At 59.1% G+C, this 21719-nt stretch carries 22 protein-coding genes and 1 pseudogene; 13 read left to right on the top strand and 10 right to left on the bottom strand.

The window, feature by feature from the left end:
• The first annotated feature begins 61 nt into the window (after window positions 1-61).
• Window positions 62-523 (top strand): nuclear transport factor 2 family protein, encoded by a 462-nt coding sequence (locus FF098_RS13085; RefSeq protein WP_155141180.1) that lies wholly within the window; start codon window positions 62-64, stop codon window positions 521-523.
• A 6-nt stretch (window positions 524-529) separates the two neighbouring features.
• Here FF098_RS13085 and FF098_RS13080 read toward each other — a convergent pair whose 3' ends face one another.
• The 3 genes from FF098_RS13080 to FF098_RS13070 form a co-directional block, all read right to left on the bottom strand.
• Window positions 530-1177: a hypothetical protein gene (locus FF098_RS13080; protein ID WP_155141177.1), complete on the bottom strand. Its 648-nt coding sequence runs from the start codon at window positions 1175-1177 to the stop codon at window positions 530-532.
• A 45-nt stretch (window positions 1178-1222) separates the two neighbouring features.
• The gene (locus FF098_RS13075) at window positions 1223-1903 is read right to left on the bottom strand and encodes a hypothetical protein (RefSeq protein WP_155141175.1); all 681 of its coding nucleotides are present in this window, start codon (window positions 1901-1903) and stop codon (window positions 1223-1225) included.
• A gap of 105 nt (window positions 1904-2008) precedes the next feature.
• Window positions 2009-2317: an ArsR/SmtB family transcription factor gene (locus FF098_RS13070; RefSeq protein ID WP_155141173.1), complete on the bottom strand. Its 309-nt coding sequence runs from the start codon at window positions 2315-2317 to the stop codon at window positions 2009-2011.
• A 149-nt stretch (window positions 2318-2466) separates the two neighbouring features.
• On the opposite strand from FF098_RS13070, the gene FF098_RS13065 reads away from it, so the two are divergent.
• Window positions 2467-3210 carry an SDR family NAD(P)-dependent oxidoreductase gene (locus tag FF098_RS13065; RefSeq protein ID WP_155141171.1) on the top strand — a complete coding sequence of 248 codons (744 nt, stop codon included), beginning with the start codon at window positions 2467-2469 and terminating at the stop codon, window positions 3208-3210.
• 159 nt (window positions 3211-3369) lie between these two features.
• Here FF098_RS13065 and FF098_RS13060 read toward each other — a convergent pair whose 3' ends face one another.
• Window positions 3370-3639, bottom strand: coding sequence for a PepSY domain-containing protein (locus FF098_RS13060; protein ID WP_155141169.1), 270 nt, complete (start codon window positions 3637-3639; stop codon window positions 3370-3372).
• Between the two features lie 124 nt (window positions 3640-3763).
• Window positions 3764-5488 carry a serine hydrolase gene (locus FF098_RS13055; RefSeq protein WP_155141167.1) on the bottom strand — a complete coding sequence of 575 codons (1725 nt, stop codon included), beginning with the start codon at window positions 5486-5488 and terminating at the stop codon, window positions 3764-3766.
• A 184-nt stretch (window positions 5489-5672) separates the two neighbouring features.
• Between FF098_RS13055 and purL the strand changes: the two are divergent.
• The 5 genes and pseudogenes from purL to FF098_RS13030 all read left to right on the top strand — a co-directional run.
• Window positions 5673-8069, top strand: a pseudogene (gene purL / locus FF098_RS17960) (phosphoribosylformylglycinamidine synthase subunit PurL); the annotation flags it as partial.
• 78 nt (window positions 8070-8147) lie between these two features.
• Complete coding sequence (locus FF098_RS18085) at window positions 8148-8408, top strand: BolA family protein (RefSeq protein ID WP_188544120.1); 261 nt, start codon at window positions 8148-8150, stop codon at window positions 8406-8408.
• Between the two features lie 93 nt (window positions 8409-8501).
• Window positions 8502-9518: a lipid A deacylase LpxR family protein gene (locus tag FF098_RS13040; protein ID WP_155141164.1), complete on the top strand. Its 1017-nt coding sequence runs from the start codon at window positions 8502-8504 to the stop codon at window positions 9516-9518.
• Window positions 9519-9630: 112 nt separating this feature from the next.
• On the top strand, window positions 9631-10020 hold the full coding sequence (locus FF098_RS13035) for a hypothetical protein (RefSeq protein ID WP_155141162.1): 390 nt from the start codon (window positions 9631-9633) through the stop codon (window positions 10018-10020).
• A gap of 75 nt (window positions 10021-10095) precedes the next feature.
• Window positions 10096-12138: an amidohydrolase family protein gene (locus FF098_RS13030; RefSeq protein WP_155141160.1), complete on the top strand. Its 2043-nt coding sequence runs from the start codon at window positions 10096-10098 to the stop codon at window positions 12136-12138.
• Here FF098_RS13030 and FF098_RS13025 read toward each other — a convergent pair.
• From FF098_RS13025 to FF098_RS13015, 3 genes are all read right to left on the bottom strand, one after another.
• Window positions 12125-12724, bottom strand: coding sequence for a DUF1989 domain-containing protein (locus FF098_RS13025; RefSeq protein ID WP_155141158.1), 600 nt, complete (start codon window positions 12722-12724; stop codon window positions 12125-12127). The genes FF098_RS13030 and FF098_RS13025 overlap by 14 nt on opposite strands.
• Window positions 12717-13409, bottom strand: a complete 693-nt coding sequence (gntA, locus tag FF098_RS13020; protein WP_155141156.1) for a guanitoxin biosynthesis heme-dependent pre-guanitoxin N-hydroxylase GntA — start codon at window positions 13407-13409, stop codon at window positions 12717-12719. Before gntA ends, FF098_RS13025 begins: the two co-directional genes overlap by 8 nt.
• A 103-nt stretch (window positions 13410-13512) precedes the next feature.
• Window positions 13513-15300, bottom strand: coding sequence for a HEAT repeat domain-containing protein (locus FF098_RS13015; protein WP_155141153.1), 1788 nt, complete (start codon window positions 15298-15300; stop codon window positions 13513-13515).
• Between the two features lie 177 nt (window positions 15301-15477).
• Between FF098_RS13015 and FF098_RS13010 the strand changes: the two genes are divergently transcribed.
• Window positions 15478-16698 (top strand): glycoside hydrolase family 43 protein, encoded by a 1221-nt coding sequence (locus FF098_RS13010; protein ID WP_205967498.1) that lies wholly within the window; start codon window positions 15478-15480, stop codon window positions 16696-16698.
• Between the two features lie 99 nt (window positions 16699-16797).
• Here FF098_RS13010 and panD read toward each other — a convergent pair whose 3' ends face one another.
• On the bottom strand, window positions 16798-17154 hold the full coding sequence (panD, locus tag FF098_RS13005) for an aspartate 1-decarboxylase (RefSeq protein ID WP_188158658.1): 357 nt from the start codon (window positions 17152-17154) through the stop codon (window positions 16798-16800).
• A 235-nt stretch (window positions 17155-17389) separates the two neighbouring features.
• Between panD and FF098_RS13000 the strand changes: the two genes are divergently transcribed.
• Window positions 17390-18433 (top strand): methyltransferase domain-containing protein, encoded by a 1044-nt coding sequence (locus FF098_RS13000; protein WP_155141151.1) that lies wholly within the window; start codon window positions 17390-17392, stop codon window positions 18431-18433.
• Window positions 18434-18836: 403 nt separating this feature from the next.
• On the opposite strand, the gene FF098_RS12995 is transcribed toward FF098_RS13000, so the two are convergent.
• A complete protein-coding gene (locus FF098_RS12995) occupies window positions 18837-19802 on the bottom strand; it encodes a TolB family protein (protein ID WP_155141149.1) in 966 nt (321 codons plus the stop codon).
• Between the two features lie 104 nt (window positions 19803-19906).
• Between FF098_RS12995 and FF098_RS12990 the strand changes: the two genes are divergently transcribed.
• From FF098_RS12990 to FF098_RS12975, 4 genes are all read left to right on the top strand, one after another.
• Window positions 19907-20359, top strand: a complete 453-nt coding sequence (locus FF098_RS12990; RefSeq protein ID WP_155141147.1) for an Lrp/AsnC family transcriptional regulator — start codon at window positions 19907-19909, stop codon at window positions 20357-20359.
• A 177-nt stretch (window positions 20360-20536) separates the two neighbouring features.
• Window positions 20537-20866 (top strand): UrcA family protein, encoded by a 330-nt coding sequence (locus FF098_RS12985; protein ID WP_166426519.1) that lies wholly within the window; start codon window positions 20537-20539, stop codon window positions 20864-20866.
• Between the two features lie 96 nt (window positions 20867-20962).
• Window positions 20963-21292, top strand: coding sequence for a UrcA family protein (locus tag FF098_RS12980; protein ID WP_155141143.1), 330 nt, complete (start codon window positions 20963-20965; stop codon window positions 21290-21292).
• Window positions 21293-21374: 82 nt separating this feature from the next.
• Window positions 21375-21659, top strand: coding sequence for a UrcA family protein (locus FF098_RS12975; RefSeq protein ID WP_155141141.1), 285 nt, complete (start codon window positions 21375-21377; stop codon window positions 21657-21659).
• Window positions 21660-21719 lie beyond the last annotated feature (60 nt).

Below are 21719 nucleotides of genomic sequence, written 5' to 3'. Positions count from 1 at the left end.
CTTGCCTCGTACCATCTGCGGGCCACATCATGGTCAGCATAAATCCGAGGGAGGACCCGCCATGTTTCGTCTAGCCGCCATTTTCGGCCTCATCGCCATGCTCGCCGCCTGTAACGATCAGGGCAGCAGCGCCTCAGGTCTGAGCGAGGAAGACCACCGCGCCCTGCTCGGCCAGCGCGAGACAGTCTGGCTTGCTTCCTACGGGGATGCTGACGGCACCCGCATGGACGATATCCTTGCCGAAGGCTTCACCATCACTTTCCCCAATGGCCGCCGCGACACGCGCGAAGACCTGATCAACGGGATGAACATGGAAGGGCGCGAGGCTGACGAGGTTTCTCACTATACGGAAAATCGCACCATCACCATCGATGGCGACACGGCGATCCTGTCCGGCGTTTTCGTCAGCCCGGGGCGTGGCCAGCGCGCCGATGTGCGCATGCTGTATACCGACACATGGATCTGGCGCGACGGCGAATGGAAGGTTCTCGCGTCCCAGCTTGCTACCGCGCCGCAGGGGTAAGCGCGATCAGCTGCAGCTGCCTGTCGCCACTTTCTTTTCAGAGCGGGCTTTCATGATATCGCCCGCTTCTGTCAGCGCATTTGACGGCGTGGTCAACCGCACGGACGTGCTCAGACACTCGCTACTGTCCTTCTTGCACATGAAAAAATCGATCTGGACACCCTCCTCGATGAACCCTTCTGCAAGGCCGGCGGGATATTTGTCGCCCTGGAAGAAGCCCTGCATGCCAGCGCCCATATTATAGACCGACCCTTCGCCGTGATATTCCCGTCCGACATAGAGTTTGGCGATCAGATCACTGGAAGAAACCGGCGTACCATCAGCCCCTTCGACATCGCCATAGGCAAAGACGAAGCCTGACCAGCTTGTTCCCTGCCCGGGTTCATAGCGGCCATTGAAACTGAGCCCCGTGTAATCGCTGTCGGCCTTTTCTGCATCGGTCAGCTTCAATCCGTTCTCCTTGACCATGCTGTCAGGCAAACCGGTTGACAGGTTGAAGCTGGCCTTGCCGTCATCGTTCACCGAAAGCACCCGCAGGCTCCAGCCATTACCGACCACGTCACCCGCCATGCAGCTATCCTGCGCCATGGCAGGCAAGCCCGCACTGATTGTGGCAGCGATACCCGCTACCGTTAGCAAAATTATCTTGATCATCTTGTCCCCCATTTTTTTCTCAGTGTTACAGATGCCCCGCACACGTCACTGGCAGGAACCGCTCTCGCGATATTGTGTGCTGCGTGTACGGAGGGTCTGCGTAGCCGCCTCGACGGCCGCCTTTGCCGCATCATCGCCAACCGGCATGGACAGGCAGGTCGAGTAATCGCTTCTCTCGCCATGGCAGAACCGGATTTCGCCCCGGCCCTCGGCGACGGCATCCATGAACGGGCCAATACCGCTCTGCACGACGGTGACAACCAGGTTGGCATCGGTCATGGCCAGCTGTTTGTTGCCGTCCATCAAATAGGCGTAATCATCCTTGTCCGACATCCAGGCGATCTGCGGTTTGGTGCCATCGGCAGCAGAGACGATATTGCTGATCTGGATTGAGGCTGACTCCCAGCTTATGTCGACCTTGTTCGCCGGATTGAGCCGCCCCTGCATCAACAACGTGAGATAGGTTTCACCAGCATCCGGCGACCCCAGGACTTTCTTCTCGGACGGAGCGATCTTCAGCCCGTTTTGAGTATAATTCTCGGCGAAGGATTTGGCGAATATGAAGGTCGACACACCGGCCTCATCAAAGCCGAAAGGCTGCATGACCCAGTCACCGCCGACACCGACCATGGCGGTACACGGATCTTGCTGCGCCTGCGCCGTAGCGGCGCTCAGCAGGCTGGCGCTCGCCGCACAGGCAAGCGTTATCATTGAAAGACGTTTCATGGCTCTCCCCATATTATTCTCTCAGGATACGCGCGTAGCGTCCAGAGCACCACTCTTCTCTCTGGCGCCATAAATCACAATCCTCTGTTCGGGGGGCAATTGGCTCTAGTGCGGCACAGTAAGCACGGCATCCAGCAGGCCGGGAAAGCGCTGGTTCAGGTCGTCCCGCCGCAGGCAATTCATGTACTGACGGCCCTCCTTGCGAGAGCGGATGATACCCGCCTCGCGCAGGATGCGCATATGATGGGACTGGGTGCTCTTGGGCACGTCTTCTCCCTCCAGAAGCGCACCACAGCAGCTTTCAGCGCCGCATTGAAGGGACCGGACAATCTGCAGGCGTACGGGATCGCCCAGCGCGTACAGCACGGTAGCCAAAGTCAGGTCCTCGGTTCTGGGATGCATCATTCTGCTCATGTCAGGAAATATGGTGTGATCGTTAGAAAATTTCAACTGTTCGACTATCTTGAAATATTGAAATGTCTCCCCACCTGTCCGTCAGCTTCGATGAAGAAGCCGCCCCATCCCGGGCGCCCTCTCGGGCAATCACAACAGGAGAGACCCGAATGTCCACTTCCCTCAAAGGCAAGAATGCCCTCGTCACCGGCGGCACGCGCGGTATTGGCGCGGCCATCGTCCGCCGCTACGCCGCCGAAGGCGCCAATGTTGCCTTCACCTATCAATCCTCGAAAGAGCAGGCCGATGCCCTCGCCAGCGAAATCGAGGCGCTCGGCGTTACCGCCTTGCCGATCAAGGCAGACGCCGGCAACCCCCAGGAAGCGGCCGATGCCGTCTCCATCGCCGTGGAAGCCCTGGGCAAGGTGGATATCGTCGTCAACAATGCCGGTGTCTTCGGCATCGCTCCGGTCAATGAAGCAACATATGACGAGCTGCGCCGACAGTTTGCCGTCAACGTCGATGGCGTGCACGTCGTCACCACCGCCGCGGTCGACCATCTGAAGGATGGCGGGCGGATCATCATTATCGGCTCGGTGAACGGGGAGACGTCTATTTTCGCTGGCAGCAGCATCTACACGGCGACCAAACACGCCGTTGCCGGTCTCGCCAAGGGCTGGGCCCGCGATCTCGCCACCCGCAACATCCTCGTCAACGTCATCCAGCCGGGGCCGGTCGACACAGACATGAACCCCGCAGACGGTGAATTCGCCGCCGGCATGACGTCAATGGTGCCCCTCGGCCGTTACGCAAAACCTGAGGAAATCTCAGGTCTTGCGGCCTTCCTTGCCGGACCGGACGCTACCTACATCACCGGCGCAACGATCAATGTCGATGGCGGGCTGACAGCCTAGTCTCCGCCTGCCCCCTGCCCATCGGGGCGGGTCTACCCGTATGGGCTGCCCCTCCATCGACAGCCGGGCCCTGTCCTACCTGCCCACCATCTCCCTCCTGCCCAAGAGGGAGCGGACAGGGCCCGGCACCCTCAGGTCAAAGAGGCATTATCAGAATGCTTAGTCCTCACGTACCGTCGAGACTATTTCATATGTGTCAGGATTAATCTTGATATCGAATTCTGCCCGGGTAGCGTCCCTGGCATCGTCGACCTCCCAGAGGCCATCGTCGAACTCGACCTCTTCCCAGCTAACATATCCATTTTCCGTCAGCACCTGCTCGATCGCGGCAAGCTCTGTAGACGTAGGATATCTGTCATCATCTGCAATCGCGGCACCAGAGATGGCAATGGTGGCGGCAACAGAAACGGTGAGGATTTTCATAGACATGCGTGCTCCTATCATTTTCATGAAATGAAAGAACACGCCAAAGGCACATTGTATCCTGACCTTGGCCATGACAAGCGCGTGATACAGGCGTGAGCACCAATCGGCGTCAGCTTTCGGGTGCTATCTAACCGCAGGATGACCTTACCGCTTCGACCGCGCGCACCAGCGGTTTGATGTCCATGTTCTGCTCGTCCATATAGCGGAAGACGACGATGCCGCTCGGCAGGAACAGCGTGTGGTTTGCGCCATAACCGAGCATGAACGGCACATCGATGCGGCAGAAAAGCCCCGCCTGCACCGGCGTCTCCCAGAGGGAATGGCGATAGCGCTTCGACCAGAATTCAGGGGTCGGGTAGCCTTGCCAGTTCGTGCGGCCCAGCGCCTCGCGGATCTTGTTTCGGTTGAGCAGCTGACGACCTTCAAACTCGCCTTCATCGGCGATCAGCGCAGCAATCTTCGCCGCATTGTCCCGCGTCGGGAAGGCGCCATAGGCAAGCGACGGGATACGCGATGTGCCTTCATCGCCTCGGGTACGGAGCAGGTCGAAGTCATCGGCACCGATCGGGACCAGTACATTCTTGTGCACGAGATCCCAGTAGGGCACGCCCGGTCCTTCCCGCTCTTCGACATAGTTCTGCAAAGCGTAGGAAAGAACGAAAGTATTGGTCGATCCGTATGTGAATTTTTCGCCCGGCCCCTCCGGCCACGCGCCCAGTCCCGCAATATTGGCGATGGCCTCTTCCGCCGTGTCGGCCAGGATCAGCGGCTCTAACAGCATCGTGGCCTCTTCTCCGACGGGGGTGCCGGTTGCCATGTTCAGCGCGTGGGAAAAGGTTACTCCCTGCCAGTCATTTGCGTCAGCCAGCCCCGGCACGTAGTCGGTAATCAGCGCGTCGAATATCTCCTCGCCATAGCGCTCGGCGAAATAGAACATGGCCAGCGCCCCCGCCATGCTCTTGGTCGTCGAATAGACGCCGTAGCGCATTTCATCCGGGTAAGGATAAACCCCGTGCCGCGTCACCGGCGGGTGGGCATAGAGCGTGCCATCCATATAGACCGCCCCGAGCGACGTCGGCGCCTCAGTCCAGATCCGCTTGTCGAAATAGGCGGAGATCTTGCCGTCCGCATCGATTTCGCTCAGCGGCGCAACGGGAAACCGGTTCGCCACGCGTTGCTCATGCAGGCTGATGATCGAGGCGGCAGTGTGCCAAGCACCGCGCTCGTAATCCGCTGGTACCATGGCGCGGATATTCGACAATTGCTCGGCGTTGACGTCAGCGCTTTCCTGGCTGCACTGGACGGCGACATTACTCACTTCCTGCTCGTCATAGACGAATGTGCCTACGCAATTGCGCACCTGCCCGATATAGCGGTCGACAAGATGGACCGGGAAAGAGGCCCGGCTCCAGCCATCATCGCCCTCCTCCCGCCAATAGGCACCCGTGCCGACAATGACGTCCCAGAAGCTGTCGCTCCATTCCCTTGTATCGATGATGCCTGTCTCGCGCGGGATCAGCTGGCCGTCATGGGGCACGAAGCCAATCCGGACCGCGGGGAAGATATGCTCGCCCTGATAGACGTCCCGCTCGACCGGCTCCCTCATCTCCAGCGGCGCGCCGGACAGAATGAGCGTTCCTGTGAAGGCTGCAGGCTCGCCCGTGGCCCAGTCAGGCTCGGCGAAGAAACTCATATCTATCATCGGCAAGAGCTCGGTGCCTTGTAGCTGTTCTACGGTCAGCTGCGTGCGCGGTGCCTTGAAAACCTCCCCTTCTCGCCCGGCAGCGTCCTGCGGTACGTAGACCGCAACGCAGAGCGCCAGCATGGCAAATGTGATCAGTTGCTGTCTCATGGCTCTCCCCTGTCTCACCTCCTGCCCGGAAGCGATTCTTTTTCTTGTGCCCGTCGCTGGCTGGCGGCCCTGCACTCCCTCGCAAGACCATGTTCCGGCTTAATGTTTAGCATTTTGGTTTATAACGCAAACCTTGGCTTTCGCGAGGCTTGCAAATCCTGCCAAAACTGGCAAGACAGCGCCCATGACAGAACACACCGCCATTACCCCCGAGATCGTCAAGGAACACGGCCTGTCCCCGGACGAGTATGAGCTGATCAAGACCCGCATGGGGCGCGAGCCTAACCTGCTCGAGCTCGGCATCTTCTCGGTCATGTGGTCGGAGCACTGTTCCTACAAATCCTCCCGCCGACACCTGTCGAAACTGCCGACAAAAGCCGACTGGGTCATCTGCGGGCCGGGCGAGAATGCTGGTGTGATCGATGCGGGCGACGAGCACGCGATCATCTTCAAGATGGAGAGCCACAACCACCCATCCTTCATCGAGCCCTATCAGGGCGCAGCGACGGGCGTTGGCGGGATCATGCGCGATGTCTTCACCATGGGCGCACGGCCCATCGCCAATATGAACGCGCTTCGTTTCGGCGCGGCGGACCACGCGAAAACCCGCCACCTTGTCTCCGGCGTCGTTGCCGGGATCGGCGGCTATGGTAATTGCATGGGCGTGCCGACCATTGGCGGCGAGACCAATTTCGACCCGGGCTATAACGGAAATATCCTCGTCAACGCCATGTGCGTAGGCCTCGCCGAAAAAGACAAGATATTCTATTCCGCCGCCCGCGGCGCCGGGAACCCGGTGGTCTATGTCGGCTCCAAGACCGGCCGCGACGGCATCCACGGCGCAACCATGGCTTCGGCAGAATTCGACGACGCCTCCGAGGAAAAGCGCCCGACCGTCCAGGTCGGCGATCCGTTCACGGAGAAACTGCTGCTGGAAGCCTGCCTTGAACTGATGGCGGAAGACGCGATCATCGCGATCCAGGACATGGGCGCGGCTGGCCTCACCTCCTCCTCCGTCGAGATGGCGGCGAAAGGCGGCGGCGGGTTCGACATGGACCTCGACAAGGTTCCCCAGCGCGAAGAAGGCATGAGCGCCTACGAAATGATGCTGTCGGAAAGCCAGGAACGCATGCTGATGGTCCTGAAGCCGGAAGCAGAGGACAAGGCCCGCAAGATCTTCGAGAAATGGGGCCTCGATTTTGCCGTCATTGGCGTGACGACCGATTCCGGCCATCTGCGCATCTCCCACAAGGGCGAGGTACAAGCGGATATCCCTGTGCCGCCGCTGGCCGATGATGCCCCGAATTATGACCGCCCGCACCAAGCTGGCCCGAAGGCAGAGCCCCTCGCCGATCCGCAGGTCACCATCCGTGAGGCGCTCGTCACCCTGACCGCGAAAAAGCCGGTCGATGAAATGGCCGCCATTGCCGATGCGCTGGTCGATGACAAGATCTCCGCCATGTCCGGCGTCGAGGCTGCCGGCTGGACGGTGATCGACAACACCGCGATGCTCTATGTGCGCCTGAAGCCGGACGCGAGCGCGGAAGAAGTCAGTGAACTGAAGACCGCCGCCGCGAACCTCGCCGAAACGGGCATGGTCGACAGCGCCGAGACGGATGTCAGCGAGAACAAGGTGTCGTTGGCGAACCAGCCGGGCGGCGATTCCATGCTGACGGCGCTGGCGAGCATGATGGCCGGGCCTGACCTGTGCTCGCGCCGCTGGATCTGGACGCAATACGACCACACCGTCATGGGCGATACGGTCATCGCGCCGGGCGGCGATGCCGGTGTCGTGCGCGTTCACGGCACCAACAAGGCGATCGCCATCACCACCGACGTGACCCCGCGCTACTGCAAGGCCGACCCTTTCGAGGGCGGGAAGCAGGCCGTCGCCGAGACCTATCGCAACCTGTCCGCCGTCGGCGCAGAGCCAAAGGCAATCACGAACTGTCTCAATTTCGGCAACCCGGAAAAGCCGGAGATCATGGCGCAGTTCGTGGGCTGTATCGAAGGCATGGCGGAGGCCTGCGAGGCCCTGTCCTATCCGGTCATTTCCGGCAACGTCTCGCTCTATAACGAGACCAATGGCATCGCGATCCCGCCGACCCCGGCGATTGGCGGCGTCGGCATCATCGATCATGTTCAGCACACGGCGCGGATGGACACAGCCCTTGCCGGCAATGCGCTGATCGCGCTGGGCGTGACGCGCGGCTGGCTCGGCCAGTCGCTCTATATGCGCGACCTGTTCGGCTCGTCCGAAGGCGCGCCGCCACCGGTCGACCTGAAGGCCGAGCGCATGGCAGGCGAGTTCGTGCGCAAGATCATCCGCGAGACGCCAGTCACCGCCGTTCACGACGTTGCCGATGGCGGCATTCTTGTTGCTGCTGCCGAGATGGCCCTCGGCGCCGGTGAAGGCCTCGCCCTGACGACGCCGGTGAAAGACCGCAAGGCTGCCTACTGGTTCGGCGAGGACCAGGGCCGCTATCTCGTTTCCATCGCGCCGGAGGAAGCAGACAATCTCGTGCTCAAGGCCTCCATGGCCGGCATCCAGGCGACCCGCCTCGGCATTTTCGGCGGCGAGGACATCATCCTCGACGGCGAGGACACGCTGAGCCTGATCGATCTCGCCGACCTGCACGAGAACACGCTGCCGGAACTCATGGCCGCACCGCATACGGAGGAAAACACCATGCCCATGGCCGCCGACGATATCACGAAGCTGATCAAGGAAGCCCTGCCCGACGCCGATGTCGAGATCGAGGATCTCGCCGGCGATGGCGACCACTACAAGGCCCGCATCGCCTCTTCGGCGTTCGAAGGCAAGTCGCGCGTCGCCCAGCATCAGCTTGTCTACAAGGCCCTGAAAGGCAAGATGGGCGGCGAACTGCACGCCCTCGCGCTGGAGACGGTTGCGAAGTAACGGGGCCGAGTAACTTGTCTCGCGATTGAACAATCACACCCTCTGGCCCGTTGGTAGTCCTTTGTGGACCATCGACAGACCAGAGGACGCCGAATGTCTTTGCGCAGTTTAATCTGCTTTGCCTTTCTGCCTGCGAGCTTGATCGCCTGCTTTCCTGCCAGCGCACAGGAATACCCCGAGCCTGCCCTTCAGGACGGCGATGGGACGTACACGGTCACCTTCGAGAATGACTGGTTCGCGCGTACCGATCGCAACTATACCAATGGCTTGCGCTTTTCGTGGCTGTCCGGCACCCATGAGCCAGCGGGGATTGCCGCCATGCTGGCCGATTTCGTGACCGGGGAGGACGAGAACGCACTGATGCGGCGCGGTTTCGCCATCGGCCACCAGATCTACACGCCAGAAAATGTCGACACCGCCATGCCATTGCCGGAGCAGCAACCCTACGCCGGTTATCTTTATGGCGAGTATGCGCTGGTTCTTGAACAGACCGATACTGTCGACCAGTTCGCCGTCCAGCTTGGTGTCGTGGGCCCCAGCGCCGGGGGCGAGCAGCTCCAGAACGGCTGGCACTCGGTACTTGGCGGCGATGAGGCACAGGGTTGGGACAACCAGATCGACGACACGCCGGGTCTGACACTATCCTGGGACAGGCAGTGGCGCCGGGGATTGAATATCGGCCTCGATGGCTATGAGTTCGACATCACGCCGACCTTCGGCGTCTCCCTCGGCACAGTGCAGACACAGGCGCGGGCAGGAGTGATAGCCCGTTTCGGTCATGACCTTAAGAATGATTACGGACCGCCCCGGGTTCGACCGACACGGGCCGGGTCCGGCTATTTCATTCCGGACAATGAATTTTCCTGGTACGCCTTCGCCGGCGTGGAGGCGCAGGCCAATGTCCATAACATCTTCCTCGATGGAGCGCCCTTCCGCGACGGCGATCCGCAAGTCTCCTCCCGGCCTTTCACGCAGGATATCCAGGCGGGGATCGTCACCCAGTTCGGGCGGATGCGCGTGACCTATACCTATGTCTACCGCACCGAGCGCTTCAAGGAGCAGGACGACCCGCAGGTTTTCGGTGTCGTCAGCCTGTCCGTGAAGAATTAGGCCGCCTGCCCTGTCGCATGGTGAGGGCTTCACCCGTTTGGCCCGGCCAAAAGGGCGTGGGCGGCAGGCGCGCGATCTCTCATGCTGGCCTCCGAAAAAAGGAGGACCGGCGATGAAATCGAGAGCTCTATGGTATGCAGGCGGGATCGCAACCGGCGCGGTGATGACCGGTCTTCTCTTATTGCCGGCCTTCGCTCAGAATGCCCGTCCTTCCTCGGCAGCCGCCCAGGAAATCGACCGGCTGGTCCAGCGCATCGAGGCGCTGGAGGCACGGGAAGCCGCTTCCTTGCCGGGCATCACTGCCAGTTCCAATGGCAATCTCGTCACGGTGAACGCGCCGGACATGCTGACGCTCAAATCCGGCAAGGCGAGTATCATCCTGCGCAAGTCGGGCGACATCACCATCGATGGCGGCGCGCTGACGATCAAGACGTCTGGCAGGATCAACGTCAATGGCGGCAGCGATACCGTGCTGAAGGGCAATCAGATCAGGGATAATTGACGTGCTGGCCGAAAGCGTGGCGCCAACCATCAGCCCGTGCCATAGTGCCGGAAATTCTTTTCCGGAGGGGACACCATGCGTTTCATCAAGACCAGCTTTGCCACCGCCCTTGTAACTTTCACCTCGCTGACCGGCATTGCCGCAGCCGAAAGCGCGACATGGACCATTATTTATGGCGGCAATGTCGTCGGCGACATGGTGGTCGAGACCAATGATGGCCTGTCCTTCACCGTAGACTACGAATACCGGAACAATGGCCGCGGGCCGACCATGCTGGAAAAATTCCGCCTCGACGAAGAGACCGGCCTGCCGGTGATGTGGACCATCGATGGCAATACTACCTTCGGCAACAAGATCGAGGAGCGTTTCTCTGTCTCCGATGGCACCGTATCGTGGACTGACTCCACCGGCTCCAGCGAAGTCGCCGTCGAGGAGCTCGATGGCCCGACGATCTATGTCGCGCAGGAAGGCACGCCCTATGCGCTATGGGTCTATGCCAGTGCGTTGATGAAGGACGAGGACAGGGCGATGCCCGCCCTGCCCGGCGGCACGCTGCGCCTCGATGAAATCCAGACCGTCACGGTCAATCAGGACGAGGTCAACGACAGGGACGTCACCGCCTATGCCCTGATGGGGACGGATCTCGACCCGACCTATTTCCTGATGGATGACGATGAATTCTTCGGCGTCTTCACGCCGGACTTCCTGATTATCCGGGAGGGCTACGAACAGAACCGCGAAATGCTGAACGAACTGGCGACAGAGCTGTCCGCCCAACGCTATGCGGACATCCAGGCAAAAGTCGCTCATGATTATGACAAACCCGTCCGTATCGAGAACGTCCATCTGTTTGAGCCAGAAGCGATGGAACTCACCGACCTGATGGATGTGGTCGTCGAGGGCAACACGATCACAGGCGTCTACACCGCTGCGACGGAGTTCGACGATGATGCCGTCGTCATCGACGGGGCCGGTGGCACGCTGATGCCCGGCATCTGGGACATGCATGGCCATGTCGGCCAGGATGATGCGCTGTTGAACATTGCAGCGGGCGTCACCTCCATCCGGGACATGGGCAACAACAACGAGGTCCTCGCCGACCTGATCGCCAAGATCGAGGCAGGCACTGTTGCGGGCCCGCGCATCGTCCGCTCCGGCTTTATCGAGGGCAAGAGTGAGTTCAACTCCAATAACGGCATCCTCGTCACCAATCAGGAAGAGGCCGTTGCCGCCGTCGATACCTATGCCGACATGGGCTTCTGGCAGATCAAGATCTACAACTCCATGAAAGGCGAATGGGTGCCGGCAATGATCGAGCGCGCCCATGAGCGGGGGCTGCGCGTCACCGGCCACGTTCCGGCCTTTTCCAATGCCGACCAGATGATCGAGGCGGGTTATGACGAGATGACCCATATCAACCAGATCATGCTGGGCTTCGTCCTGGATGAGGGCGAGGACACCCGCACGCTGCTCCGCCTCACTGCCTTGAAACGGCTGGAAGATCTCAACCTCAACTCGCCTGAAGTTCAGCACACGATCGAGATGATGGCCGCGCGCGATGTCGCCATCGACCCGACACTGGCTATCCACGAGGCGCTGCTGCTAGGCCGCAATGGCGAGACGCGCATCGGCACGCTCGATTACATCGATCACATGCCGGTCGGCATCCAGCGCAGCGCCAGGGTGGCATGGTCCGACATTTCCAGCGAGGCCGACGACATCGCCTATCGCGCAGCCTATGACAAGATCGTCAGCACGGTAAGCATGATGCGCGAGGCCGGCATCTTCATCGTCTTCGGTACCGATATGGGCGGCGCCTTCAACCAGCACCGCGAGATGGAAATCTATGAGCAGGCCGGTTTCACCAAGGGCGAGATCCTGCGCCGGGCGACATATGACATGGCTGTCTACATGGACCAGCTTGACGAGCTCGGCTCGATCGAGGAAGGCAAGCTCGCCGACTTCTTCCTGATGCCGGGTAACCCGCTGGAGGACCTGAGGGCGATAAAGACGATCTCCATGGTCATCTCGAATGGCACTGTCTATTACCCGACAGAAATCTACGAGGAAGTGGGTATCGAACCGTTCACGGACATTCCGGCGATCAGCCAGAACTGACGCGGTAGTCTATCGGCTTGTACCTGAAATTGTTCGACTCGCCTGCCGAACACGCCGTCATGCCGATGACGAGGTCCATCTCGGCCCGAAACACCACCTGCTGCCCTGCCTTGCTCAAGGGGGGCAGCACTTTTATCTCGCTGGTGCCGGGATCGACCGCAACATGCATGAAGACGTTGAAGGCGATGGGAATGCGGTCGCCGGTGATGCCGTATGGCGCCAGCGCCTCCTCCAGATTGCCCTGGCAGCCGCGATGGGGCTGGTCATCGCCATAGATGATGCGGAATGTATCCCTGGAGCATGGCGTCAGGGTGAAATCATGGCGCCCAACCTCGTCGGTCATAATCGTCAGCATCGGGTTCGACCGGTTGGAATAGAGAATGTCACCGGTCGTCAACAACATGCGCGCGGCATAGTCGAGGGAGCGACCTGAAGAAATATACTCTTCCGTATCATGCGCATTATAGGCGACGAGATCCGAGACCTGCTGGCCTTCCGGGTCGATCACCGTCAGAAGTTGGCCACGCTCCAGGGTGAAGGCAGTACCCGACCTTGGAGGGATACGGTTCGTGTTGGTCTCAGTCATGGCTCTCCAGCGTCTTTTCCGGCTCCTGAACGGCAAGCGGACATTGCCAGTCCTCCGGCACCATACGGCCGCTGTACTGGCGCGCCTCGGAACCATAGCCGAAATCGTTCAGCATGGGATTGATATCGCCCTCCAGCTTGATGTCGCGCTGGCGGATGATGTCCTTCATCTTTTCGAAACGGCCATCGGCGCGCAGGGCCTCGAACTGTTCATGAGAGTTGAACACGAGGATCGGCCGGGAAAAACGCCGCGCCTCGCGCGAGGAATGCGGATGCAGGCCGACGACGAAATAGGCCTGCCCGTCGATGCTGAGCGAAAAGTGCGGGGAAGACGCATCGGAATCAACGGCACTGGTCCAGTCATGGCCGGTCGCCGCATCGATATTGTGCAGCGCCTGCAGACGGTTCCAGAGGGCTTTTTCGAATTGCTCCTCATCCAGATCGGTCGGCCCTGCAAAGGCGGCAACGAAGCTCTGCACGAAAGGCGCCTCATTATCGAGCGTCTTCCCGAAGGCGGTCAGCGCCTTGTAGAGCGGCAGGTCGTCCCGCGCCTCGTCGATATGCTCGGCGGCGAAAAAGTCTATCGTGCCACGGGCCAGCGCCGCCTTGGCACCGACACAGGGAAATTCATCGGATCGAATGAAGTCGTCGAACTCTTCGCGCAGCGTGCCTGCCTGCATTGCCATACTCTCACGGGGGGTGTTGAACCAGACCCGATCAACAAGGCCCAGGTGAAAGAGGTTCCAGAAAAAACAAGGACTTAAAAGGGTTTAAATCGAGCCCTGCCGCTTACCATTCATTGCCTTTCCAATTCTCCGGTCGCGCGGCGTAGTCGCATTGGGCTGCCTCGATAATTCCATCCGCTTTAAAGATTATTGGCTGCGGATATGTCCATGCGGCGAAAGTCTCCGGCCCGAGGCGTTTTGAGTCTCGTCCCACACTGGTAAAGCGCGCGATCTCCTCAGCTTGCCAGGGGCCACTTTCGTCACGCCAGACTTTTGCAGCGAAACCGTAGTTGATAGATATGTGGGATATGCCGTGAATGGTGATGAAACCGCCTTCAATGGGAAAGATGTTATAGGTATTGTCGGGAATGAGGACGACAGGCTCACCGCCATCCGGATGCCAGGACAGTTCGCCACCGAACTCACCCTCATCGCTGGCAAGCAGGCGTCCGCCAGAAAGTTCGACCTCGGTGACCGGCTCGGCATCCTCAAATGTGAGCGTTTCGGCATCACCATATTCCCAGACATTCCAGCCGCAATCCTCGTCATATCCGAAAAGATTATCGTAATTCCCGAACCCGGAATAAAATGTCACGGTCTGCAAACTATCCAAGTCCTCCGTATAAGGCTGGTTTCTGATAATAAGGTCTACAGTATTTTTACCATGATATCGCACTCGATATTGCCAGTGTTCTTTTGTTGCCTCTTCAATGAGAGGCACCGAAGCCCTTGATTTCAGATGGCCCAGCGCCCTGACCGCCGCATAGACCTGTCGCCAGTCTGGTGATGAAAGAAATTTCTCGATCTCCGGGATGGCGGGCTGATATCCGATGAGTCCCAACGCTTCGATCCCGTAAAGCTGCTCTTCGGCGTTCACAGATGACAGAAACGGCAGGATCAGATCGCCTGCGATGGCAGCGTTGGAGCCGAATTCCGATAACTCCCTGATGCACAGAAAGCTGCTCCTGTAACGCTCCCACCTGATGTTCGAAGGCTGGCAATCCTCCGCATATTGTCTGGCGACGAATGGATCATGCGTTGCAACCAGGGTCTTGTACACCTGGTCGGCGATTGCTGCCTCTTCAGAGTCGAGCAGCAGATGAAGAGGATCGGTTCTGCCATCCAGATAACCATTCATGGCGCTGAGACCTCGTAAGGCAGCAATTCGACGCGAGGTAGTCTCTCTTTCATCCAGCGCAACAGCGATCCAGTTATCGGCAACGAGTGTAGCACTATGGCCAAACTCTGCCAGCAAATCCCTGACAACATGCCACCCCTCAGTATAAGGTGCATCCGGCGGCAGTTCTTCGTTGCTGGGCAATTCCAGCAATGGCAGCATACGGTCCAGAACCTTCGGTCCGATCTGATACAGCGCCCATCCGGTCTGGCTCTGAAATCCAGCTTTTCGCAGGTCTGCGACCAAGAGCTCGATCGCCTCCTCCGTTCCGATATCCCCGAGCACCCGGGCTATCCAGCCACCTGAATCCTTGCTCAAGACTGGGGCGAGCAATTCAACGTCGCTCTCTTTCCAATCGCCCCAGCCGCTCAAAACGGCGGAAGCAAAATTCTGCCACGCCGGATCGTCTCCCTGCGCCTTTTCGATCAGCGCGTATTTAGCCTCGTCACCAAAACGGGCTTTCAAAACTTTCCGGATATCGTCGATGTCGCTGTCATAGATGCCGTACCCATCCGCGGGCATAGCGGTGTCCAGCAAAGCCATGCAGGATGAGACTGTCCGGCAGTTTGCTATTAACTCGTCCCGATTTTCCGGACGCTCATTAGTTGCCGCTTGCGCCCCTGCTAAAACCAGCAATAACGCCGCCAATGAGTAAATACCGATTACTTTTGCCATGATGACCCTAACCTCTTTCAACACAAATAGAGCCTCTTGATGGCATTACGGCAAGCACAGTCGCTTTTCCGGCCCCTTCCGGTATTTCTTGCCAATCGATCCCGGTATCCGTAATGTTAGCGGAAACATTACGGCGCAAGCCGACCCAGGGAAATGAAACAACAGGAGCGATATCCCATGCTTAAGACGACATTGCTTATGACCAGCGCCATCTTGCTGATGGCTGCCTGCGGCGAGACGCCAGCGCCGGAAGAGGATACGACACCGGCTGAAGACAGCATGGAAATGTCCGAAACGGATATGGCGAGCGCCGATGCTGGCGAGGAAGAACTGTCCGACGCCGAGCGTTATGAGCTGGAGACGAGCGGCGAGTTTACCGAGGCCGACTACATCGCCCAGCCGCTGGTCACGGAAATCTACACCGCCGACCCGTCAGTCCATGTCTGGGATGATGGCCGCGTCTATGTCTATCCGAGCCACGATGTCGACACCGGCATCCCGCAGGACGATCTCGGCAGCCAGTATGACATGAAGGACTACATCGTCCTGTCGATGGACGAGCCGGGCGGCGAGGTGACGATCCACGATGTCGGCCTGCATGTCGATGATGTGCCATGGGCGCGCGACAAGATGTGGGCGCCGGACGCCGCCGAGAAAGACGGCAAATATTACCTGTATTTCCCGGCCAAGGATTATGACGGCATCTTCCGTATCGGTGTCGCTTCGTCCGACTCCCCGACCGGTCCGTTCACGGCAGAAGAGAGCTGGATCGAAGGCTCCTACTCCATGGACCCGTCCGTTTTCGAGGATACCGATGGCACCTACTACATGTATGTCGGCGGCATCTGGGGCGGCCAGCTGCAGCGCTGGACCACCGGCGAGTATGACGACAGCCCGGACCTGAACCAGGAAGACCTGGAGGCTGATGAACCGGCGCTGGTGCCTTATGTCGCAAAGATGAGCGACGACATGCTCAGCTATGCCGAGGAGCCGCGCGATGTCCTGCTGCTTGACGAGAACGGCGAGCCGCTGAAAGCCGGCGACAATGACCGCCGCTTCTTCGAGGCCGCATGGGTGAACAAGATCAACGGCACCTATTACATGTCCTGGTCGACTGGCGACACCCACAAGATCGTCTATGGCACGTCGGATAGTCCGTATGGGCCGTTTACCTATCAGGGCGTCGTCAACCTGCCGGTACAGGGCTGGACCAACCACCACTCGATCTTCGAATATGAAGGCCAGTATTACCTCGCCTATCACGACACCCAGCTGTCTGGCGTAAACCACCTGCGCAACGTGAAGATCACGCCGCTGACGATCAATGATGACGGTACGATCGAGCCGGTCGACCCGTTCTTCGGCGATGACGTTACGGTCGAGAACTACAACGACTGATCGATCGCTGAAGATCAATGAAACAAAGTCCGGGCCAGGTGCCCGGGCTTTGTGTTTGTCGAGACAGATTTCGAAGAACGCCGCAGCGCAGGCGCCGGCCTAGATCACGCTCTGGATCGTGTTGTCGTCATTCATCAGGACGACGGTCGGCTTGTAATTGGCGGCTTCTTCTGCCGGCAGCTGGCCGAAGGCGGCGATGATGATCTTGTCACCCGGCTCTGCGAGGCGCGCGGCGGCACCGTTCAGCATGAAGCAGCCGGAACCGCGCTCGCCCTCGATGGCATAGGTCGCGAGGCGATTACCGTTCGTGACGTTCCAGATGTCGACATGCTCATAGGGGTGGATGCCCGCCGCATCGAGGATGTCGCGGTCGATCGCGATCGACCCCTCGTAGTGAAGGTCGGTCATGGTGATGGTGGCGCGATGGATCTTCGCCTTGAGCATGTTGAGCAGCATGAGATGCCCCTTTCGGTCGTCTGGTGTTCGCAGGTGCGAAAACAGGGGATCGTGTACACGAGCCCTGCGTTAAAATCCAGTTTTTCCACACATTATATAGGGTTGCTCTCGTGGATTTGCAGGAAAGAGCGCTCCGGAGTGGCGAAAACGCACAAAGCTCGCGCCATTGTCATGTGACGCGCTAAAATGATGCTGCTTTGTGGTGATGTGAACAGCAAGGCAAGGGAGCCCGGCCATGAACGAACAGATCGTCAGCGACTATTACGGCAAGGTGCTGCAATCCTCAGCCGACCTGAAGACCGATGCCTGCTGCACGACGGAGGATATCCCCTCCTTTCACAAGGCCCTGCTCGCAAATATCCATGACGAGGTGATGGCGAAATATTACGGCTGCGGCCTGATCGCGCCGCTGGCCCTGAAGGGTACACGCGTGCTCGATCTCGGCTCCGGCTCTGGCCGGGATGCCTATGCTCTCGCCCAGATGGTGGGGCCGGAGGGCGAGGTTGTCGGCGTAGACATGACCGACGAACAGCTGGCTGTCGCCAATGCCCATCGCGACTGGCATGCGGAAAGGTTCGGGTTTTCCAATGTGCGCTTCGAGAAGGGCTATATCGAAAAGCTCGACCGGCTTGAGCTTGAGCCCGGCAGTTTCGATGTCGTCGTCTCCAACTGCGTCATCAATTTGTTGATGGACAAGCCGGCAGTGCTGGCCGGGGTCAAGCGCCTGCTGAAGCCCGGCGGGGAGTTCTACTTCTCCGATGTCTATGCCGACCGGCGGCTGCCCCGGGCCGTGCGGGAAGACCCGGTGCTGTTCGGCGAATGCCTTGGCGGCGCACTTTACTGGAATGATTTCCTCACCCTGTCGAAACAGGCAGGTTTTGCCGACCCGCGCCTTGTCACCGACAGGCCGCTGGAAGTCGAGAATGAAATGCTGCAGGAAAAACTGGGCCGGGCGCGGTTCTTCTCGGCCACTTATCGGCTGTTCAATATCGATGCACTGGAGCCGGCCTGCGAGGATTACGGCCAGGCCGTCATCTATGACGGCTCGATCGAGCATGCCCGGGATGCCTTCATCCTCGATGCCCATCACGTGATCGAGACGGGCAAAGTCTTCCCCGTCTGCGGCAATACTTACCGTATGCTGAAGGAAAGCCGGTTTGCCGGAGCATTTCAGTTCATCGGCAACTGGGATAATCATTACGGCATATTTGAAGGCTGCGGCACGCAGATGCCGTTTGGTGAGGCAAGGGCCGGGATTGCGCCAGCCGCCTGCTGTTAGCATTTTTCTGCTGCCCCAATCGACGAACGGTCGGTGACATACGATGTAACTAATTATATCGTATTTTATTACGGCATATTTAGTTGAAGCTCTGCCCAATCCCGCCTCTAGTGGTCCTGCGCAGTAATAGCGCTCGATCTCGCCACATCGGCTGATCGCATAACGAACAGGTCAAACGCTGGGAGACGGCCTGCCTGAGGCAGCAAATCCTGACGCATGATTTTGAAACCGGACTGGCCGGGGCGGGCGCACATATCGTTGCTCCACACCCTCGAGACCCGTCTCGGACATCCGGTTTCATACCCGGCAGAAGCATCCTGCCGGGCTGCCATCCACGGCTCACCCTTTCTGACAGAGCGGGTTCGTGGATGGCTCCTCTTTTGTATGCCTACTGACAAACTTCTTATTCGCAGTACTCGCCTTCCAGCAACGCTTCATAGACACGATAGAAGTCAACGCCACCCAGCGGACGATCAGAGGAGAACAGGAGGGCGCCCGTCAGCGGGTCGATGCCGGGTGCGTTATCATCGTGAGCCGAGTTGATTTCAGGCCCGAGATTGCAGGGTTCAGACCAGCCCCCATCGGAAAGGCGTTGCGAGTAATAAAGGTCGTCCCGGCCATACCCGCCCGGCCGGTTGGATGCGAACAGCATGTAACTGTCATCGACCGGCAACCAGGGATGGCTGTCGCGCTTTACTGTATTGTGCGGATACTCCTCCGGCGGCAGCCAGCCACCCTCAGCGTTTGGCGCGGCGAAGAAAATGTCGCGCCCACCCGTAGCGCCGTCCCGCTCAGTCCAGAACACCAGCGTCCCGTCAGCCAGCAGGCGCGGACCTGTCTCATTGGCGGCGTAGCCCCGCGTCGCATTTTGCGGCGTCTTTGGCGTATTGACGCCAGAGCTGGTGATCAGCCGGGGAGTCATTACGGGATCATCAAGGTCAATCGTGTACAGATCGAAATCATCAATCCTTTGACCATTCATCACCTGCCATTCGGCGATGGACAGAAAAAGCGTAGTCCCGTCGGGGGACACGCTGGGCCAGTCTAAAAGCTTGTTTGGAGCAACATCGCTTTTGAGGGGACTGGCCCAGCGGCCACCCTCACGCTCCAACCTGTAGAGCGCTTGGGGTTCGGCAAGATTCAAGGGGTCGGCCCAGTGCACGACCCAGGCCGTCTGGCCGTCTGGTGAGAATGATGGGGTGAAGACCCAGCCGCCATCGAAATACTCCTCGGCGGGTTGCCAGAGTTGCAGTGCGGTCTGCTGCTGGGCGTGCGCGGCGGTGCCGCTTGCCAGGACGGCAATTGCTGACAGGATGAGATGTTTTATGGGAGCCTCCAGGATTGATGAACCCTGACCATAGATCGCCATTGACGGTCATTGGCGGCGATTTTAGTAGCCTGCGCGGCTTTTTTTTGATCATTCTTGACTTTCTTTAGGCGATTTCCGCCGCGCATCAGTGAGGACCGCTTGCCATGGACAGTTTCGACCGCCACATCCTGACCCTTCTTCAGGATAACTGCCGGCTGACGAATGAGCAGATCGCCGAACAGGTAAATCTCTCCGCCACGTCCGTGCGACGGCGCATCGCCAGGCTGCGAGAGGATGGCATCATCATCGCGGATGTCTCCCTCGTCGACCCCGGAAAGCTCGGCATCACCGTTATCGTCTCGGTGACCATGAATGAGGAGACACGACAGACATATAGCCGCTTCAAGAAACGCATGCTCGACGCCGACGAGGTCACCCAGTGTTATACCGTGTCCGGAGAAACAGACTTCATCGTCATCGCCCATTTCAGAGACCTGCCGACCTATGAAGTCTGGATCGATGAGTACATCCTGAGCGATGACACCATCAGACGGTCTGACACAAACATCGTCTATTCGCGCTTCAAATATGCGACTGCCCTCCCCGTAACTGATTGATTTGGTTCACCATCATGCCCTCACCATACAAGGCCGCACCCCAATATACTATAACAATAGTAGTTTATTACGACCTTTTTAGTAGAAAAATTTCGAAACTGGCCTCTAATGGTCTTGCGTCAAATACGCACACTACCCAAATGCTCCATCAGAGGGCGCAAAACAAAGAGAGAAGTCATGAAGTCAATCGCTATGGCGGCTTTTGCCGCAACCCTTGCGCTCGCCTCAATTTCCGGTGCCAGCGCCGCAAACAACACCCCTGCCAAGCCCCCTGCCGATGCCAGGGAATACACCGTCGACTACAATGAACTCGCCCTGCGCGATATCGTTGGTACACGGTCTGTCTACCGAGAAATCGTCACCGATGCCAAGCGTATCTGTGGCGCTGAAGGCTACGCCATGCGCAACAACATGGCCAAGGCGGAGTGCGTCGATCATGTCGTCGAGCAATCGGTCCGCGAGATCGGCGACAAGGCCCTGAGCAATATTCACAACCAGCGCAGCTAGAAACAGCGCACAGGCAACGGGCCACCTGCCATCCATTTCAAACCGTATACTGACTGTTCCCGAGGGAGTGGAGCAAACAGGAAAGAGAGAGAAGTCATGAAAAAGTCAAACCTTGTCGCCGCCATTGCCGCTGCCAGCGTCCTGCCACTGGCAGCCCTGTCTACCGCCAATGCCGGGGACGATTATCACATGAAGGTCGACCGGAAACTGCTGCAAAGCTCGACAGGCATTGCCGAACTGCATCGCGACCTGGACAAGCAGGCACGGGAGATCTGCGAATCTGTCGGCTACAATATGCGGGAGGTCAGCCGTTTTCACAGCTGCAAGGAAGACGTGCTGGACATCGCGGTCGAGGAAATCGACCACAGCCGCCTGACTGCGTATCACAACAGCGAGGACGGCGATATCCGCCTGTCCCGCCAGTAGCCTTACCAACCGGGCGCGCCGTCACAGCCGCCCGGTTACTTCCGTTTTTGCGTAGAGGGCGCAACCTGAAGGGAGAGACCCCATGAGCATTACACTATCCACCCTGCTGGCCATTGCCAGCGTCACCCTGGCGCCAGCCGCGCCAAGCGAAGCACCGCAGACCATCAGTTACGACCAGAGCGCTCTTGCGACATCAGCAGGCACGGCAGAGGTCTACAAGAAGCTCCGCATGGATGTCTGGCGGCTTTGCGCCGGCGGCGATGCCGAGGCACGAGGTATCAGTATCGAGACGTGTGCTGACCAGCGTACCGGCGAAGCTGTTGACGAGATCGGCAATGACGGCCTGTCAGAGATGAGTGGCTGGTAGGCACAGCAGCTCCACCGCCAGTATACAAATCTACAACAGCAAAAAACCCGGCCTTGAGAG

The organism is Aquisalinus luteolus, assembly GCF_009712425.2.
Classification (GTDB): Bacteria; Pseudomonadota; Alphaproteobacteria; order Caulobacterales; family Parvularculaceae; genus Aquisalinus; species Aquisalinus luteolus.
The sequence above is the reverse complement of the archived record's forward strand: the minus strand, read 5'-3'. Positions and strand labels throughout refer to the sequence as shown.

What these genes read in the sequence shown, in the direction of transcription:
- FF098_RS13085 (WP_155141180.1), top strand. Translation starts at nt 62, where the DNA reads ATGTTTCGTCTAGCCGCCATTTTCGGCCTCATCGCCATGCTCGCCGCC.
- FF098_RS13080 (WP_155141177.1), bottom strand. Translation starts at nt 1,177, where the DNA reads ATGATCAAGATAATTTTGCTAACGGTAGCGGGTATCGCTGCCACAATC.
- FF098_RS13075 (WP_155141175.1), bottom strand. Translation starts at nt 1,903, where the DNA reads ATGAAACGTCTTTCAATGATAACGCTTGCCTGTGCGGCGAGCGCCAGC.
- FF098_RS13070 (WP_155141173.1), bottom strand. Translation starts at nt 2,317, where the DNA reads ATGAGCAGAATGATGCATCCCAGAACCGAGGACCTGACTTTGGCTACC.
- FF098_RS13065 (WP_155141171.1), top strand. Translation starts at nt 2,467, where the DNA reads ATGTCCACTTCCCTCAAAGGCAAGAATGCCCTCGTCACCGGCGGCACG.
- FF098_RS13060 (WP_155141169.1), bottom strand. Translation starts at nt 3,639, where the DNA reads ATGTCTATGAAAATCCTCACCGTTTCTGTTGCCGCCACCATTGCCATC.
- FF098_RS13055 (WP_155141167.1), bottom strand. Translation starts at nt 5,488, where the DNA reads ATGAGACAGCAACTGATCACATTTGCCATGCTGGCGCTCTGCGTTGCG.
- FF098_RS18085 (WP_188544120.1), top strand. Translation starts at nt 8,148, where the DNA reads ATGGCCGCACCGCATACGGAGGAAAACACCATGCCCATGGCCGCCGAC.
- FF098_RS13040 (WP_155141164.1), top strand. Translation starts at nt 8,502, where the DNA reads ATGTCTTTGCGCAGTTTAATCTGCTTTGCCTTTCTGCCTGCGAGCTTG.
- FF098_RS13035 (WP_155141162.1), top strand. Translation starts at nt 9,631, where the DNA reads ATGAAATCGAGAGCTCTATGGTATGCAGGCGGGATCGCAACCGGCGCG.
- FF098_RS13030 (WP_155141160.1), top strand. Translation starts at nt 10,096, where the DNA reads ATGCGTTTCATCAAGACCAGCTTTGCCACCGCCCTTGTAACTTTCACC.
- FF098_RS13025 (WP_155141158.1), bottom strand. Translation starts at nt 12,724, where the DNA reads ATGACTGAGACCAACACGAACCGTATCCCTCCAAGGTCGGGTACTGCC.
- gntA (WP_155141156.1), bottom strand. Translation starts at nt 13,409, where the DNA reads ATGGCAATGCAGGCAGGCACGCTGCGCGAAGAGTTCGACGACTTCATT.
- FF098_RS13015 (WP_155141153.1), bottom strand. Translation starts at nt 15,300, where the DNA reads ATGGCAAAAGTAATCGGTATTTACTCATTGGCGGCGTTATTGCTGGTT.
- FF098_RS13010 (WP_205967498.1), top strand. Translation starts at nt 15,478, where the DNA reads ATGCTTAAGACGACATTGCTTATGACCAGCGCCATCTTGCTGATGGCT.
- panD (WP_188158658.1), bottom strand. Translation starts at nt 17,154, where the DNA reads ATGCTGCTCAACATGCTCAAGGCGAAGATCCATCGCGCCACCATCACC.
- FF098_RS13000 (WP_155141151.1), top strand. Translation starts at nt 17,390, where the DNA reads ATGAACGAACAGATCGTCAGCGACTATTACGGCAAGGTGCTGCAATCC.
- FF098_RS12995 (WP_155141149.1), bottom strand. Translation starts at nt 19,802, where the DNA reads ATGGCGATCTATGGTCAGGGTTCATCAATCCTGGAGGCTCCCATAAAA.
- FF098_RS12990 (WP_155141147.1), top strand. Translation starts at nt 19,907, where the DNA reads ATGGACAGTTTCGACCGCCACATCCTGACCCTTCTTCAGGATAACTGC.
- FF098_RS12985 (WP_166426519.1), top strand. Translation starts at nt 20,537, where the DNA reads ATGAAGTCAATCGCTATGGCGGCTTTTGCCGCAACCCTTGCGCTCGCC.
- FF098_RS12980 (WP_155141143.1), top strand. Translation starts at nt 20,963, where the DNA reads ATGAAAAAGTCAAACCTTGTCGCCGCCATTGCCGCTGCCAGCGTCCTG.
- FF098_RS12975 (WP_155141141.1), top strand. Translation starts at nt 21,375, where the DNA reads ATGAGCATTACACTATCCACCCTGCTGGCCATTGCCAGCGTCACCCTG.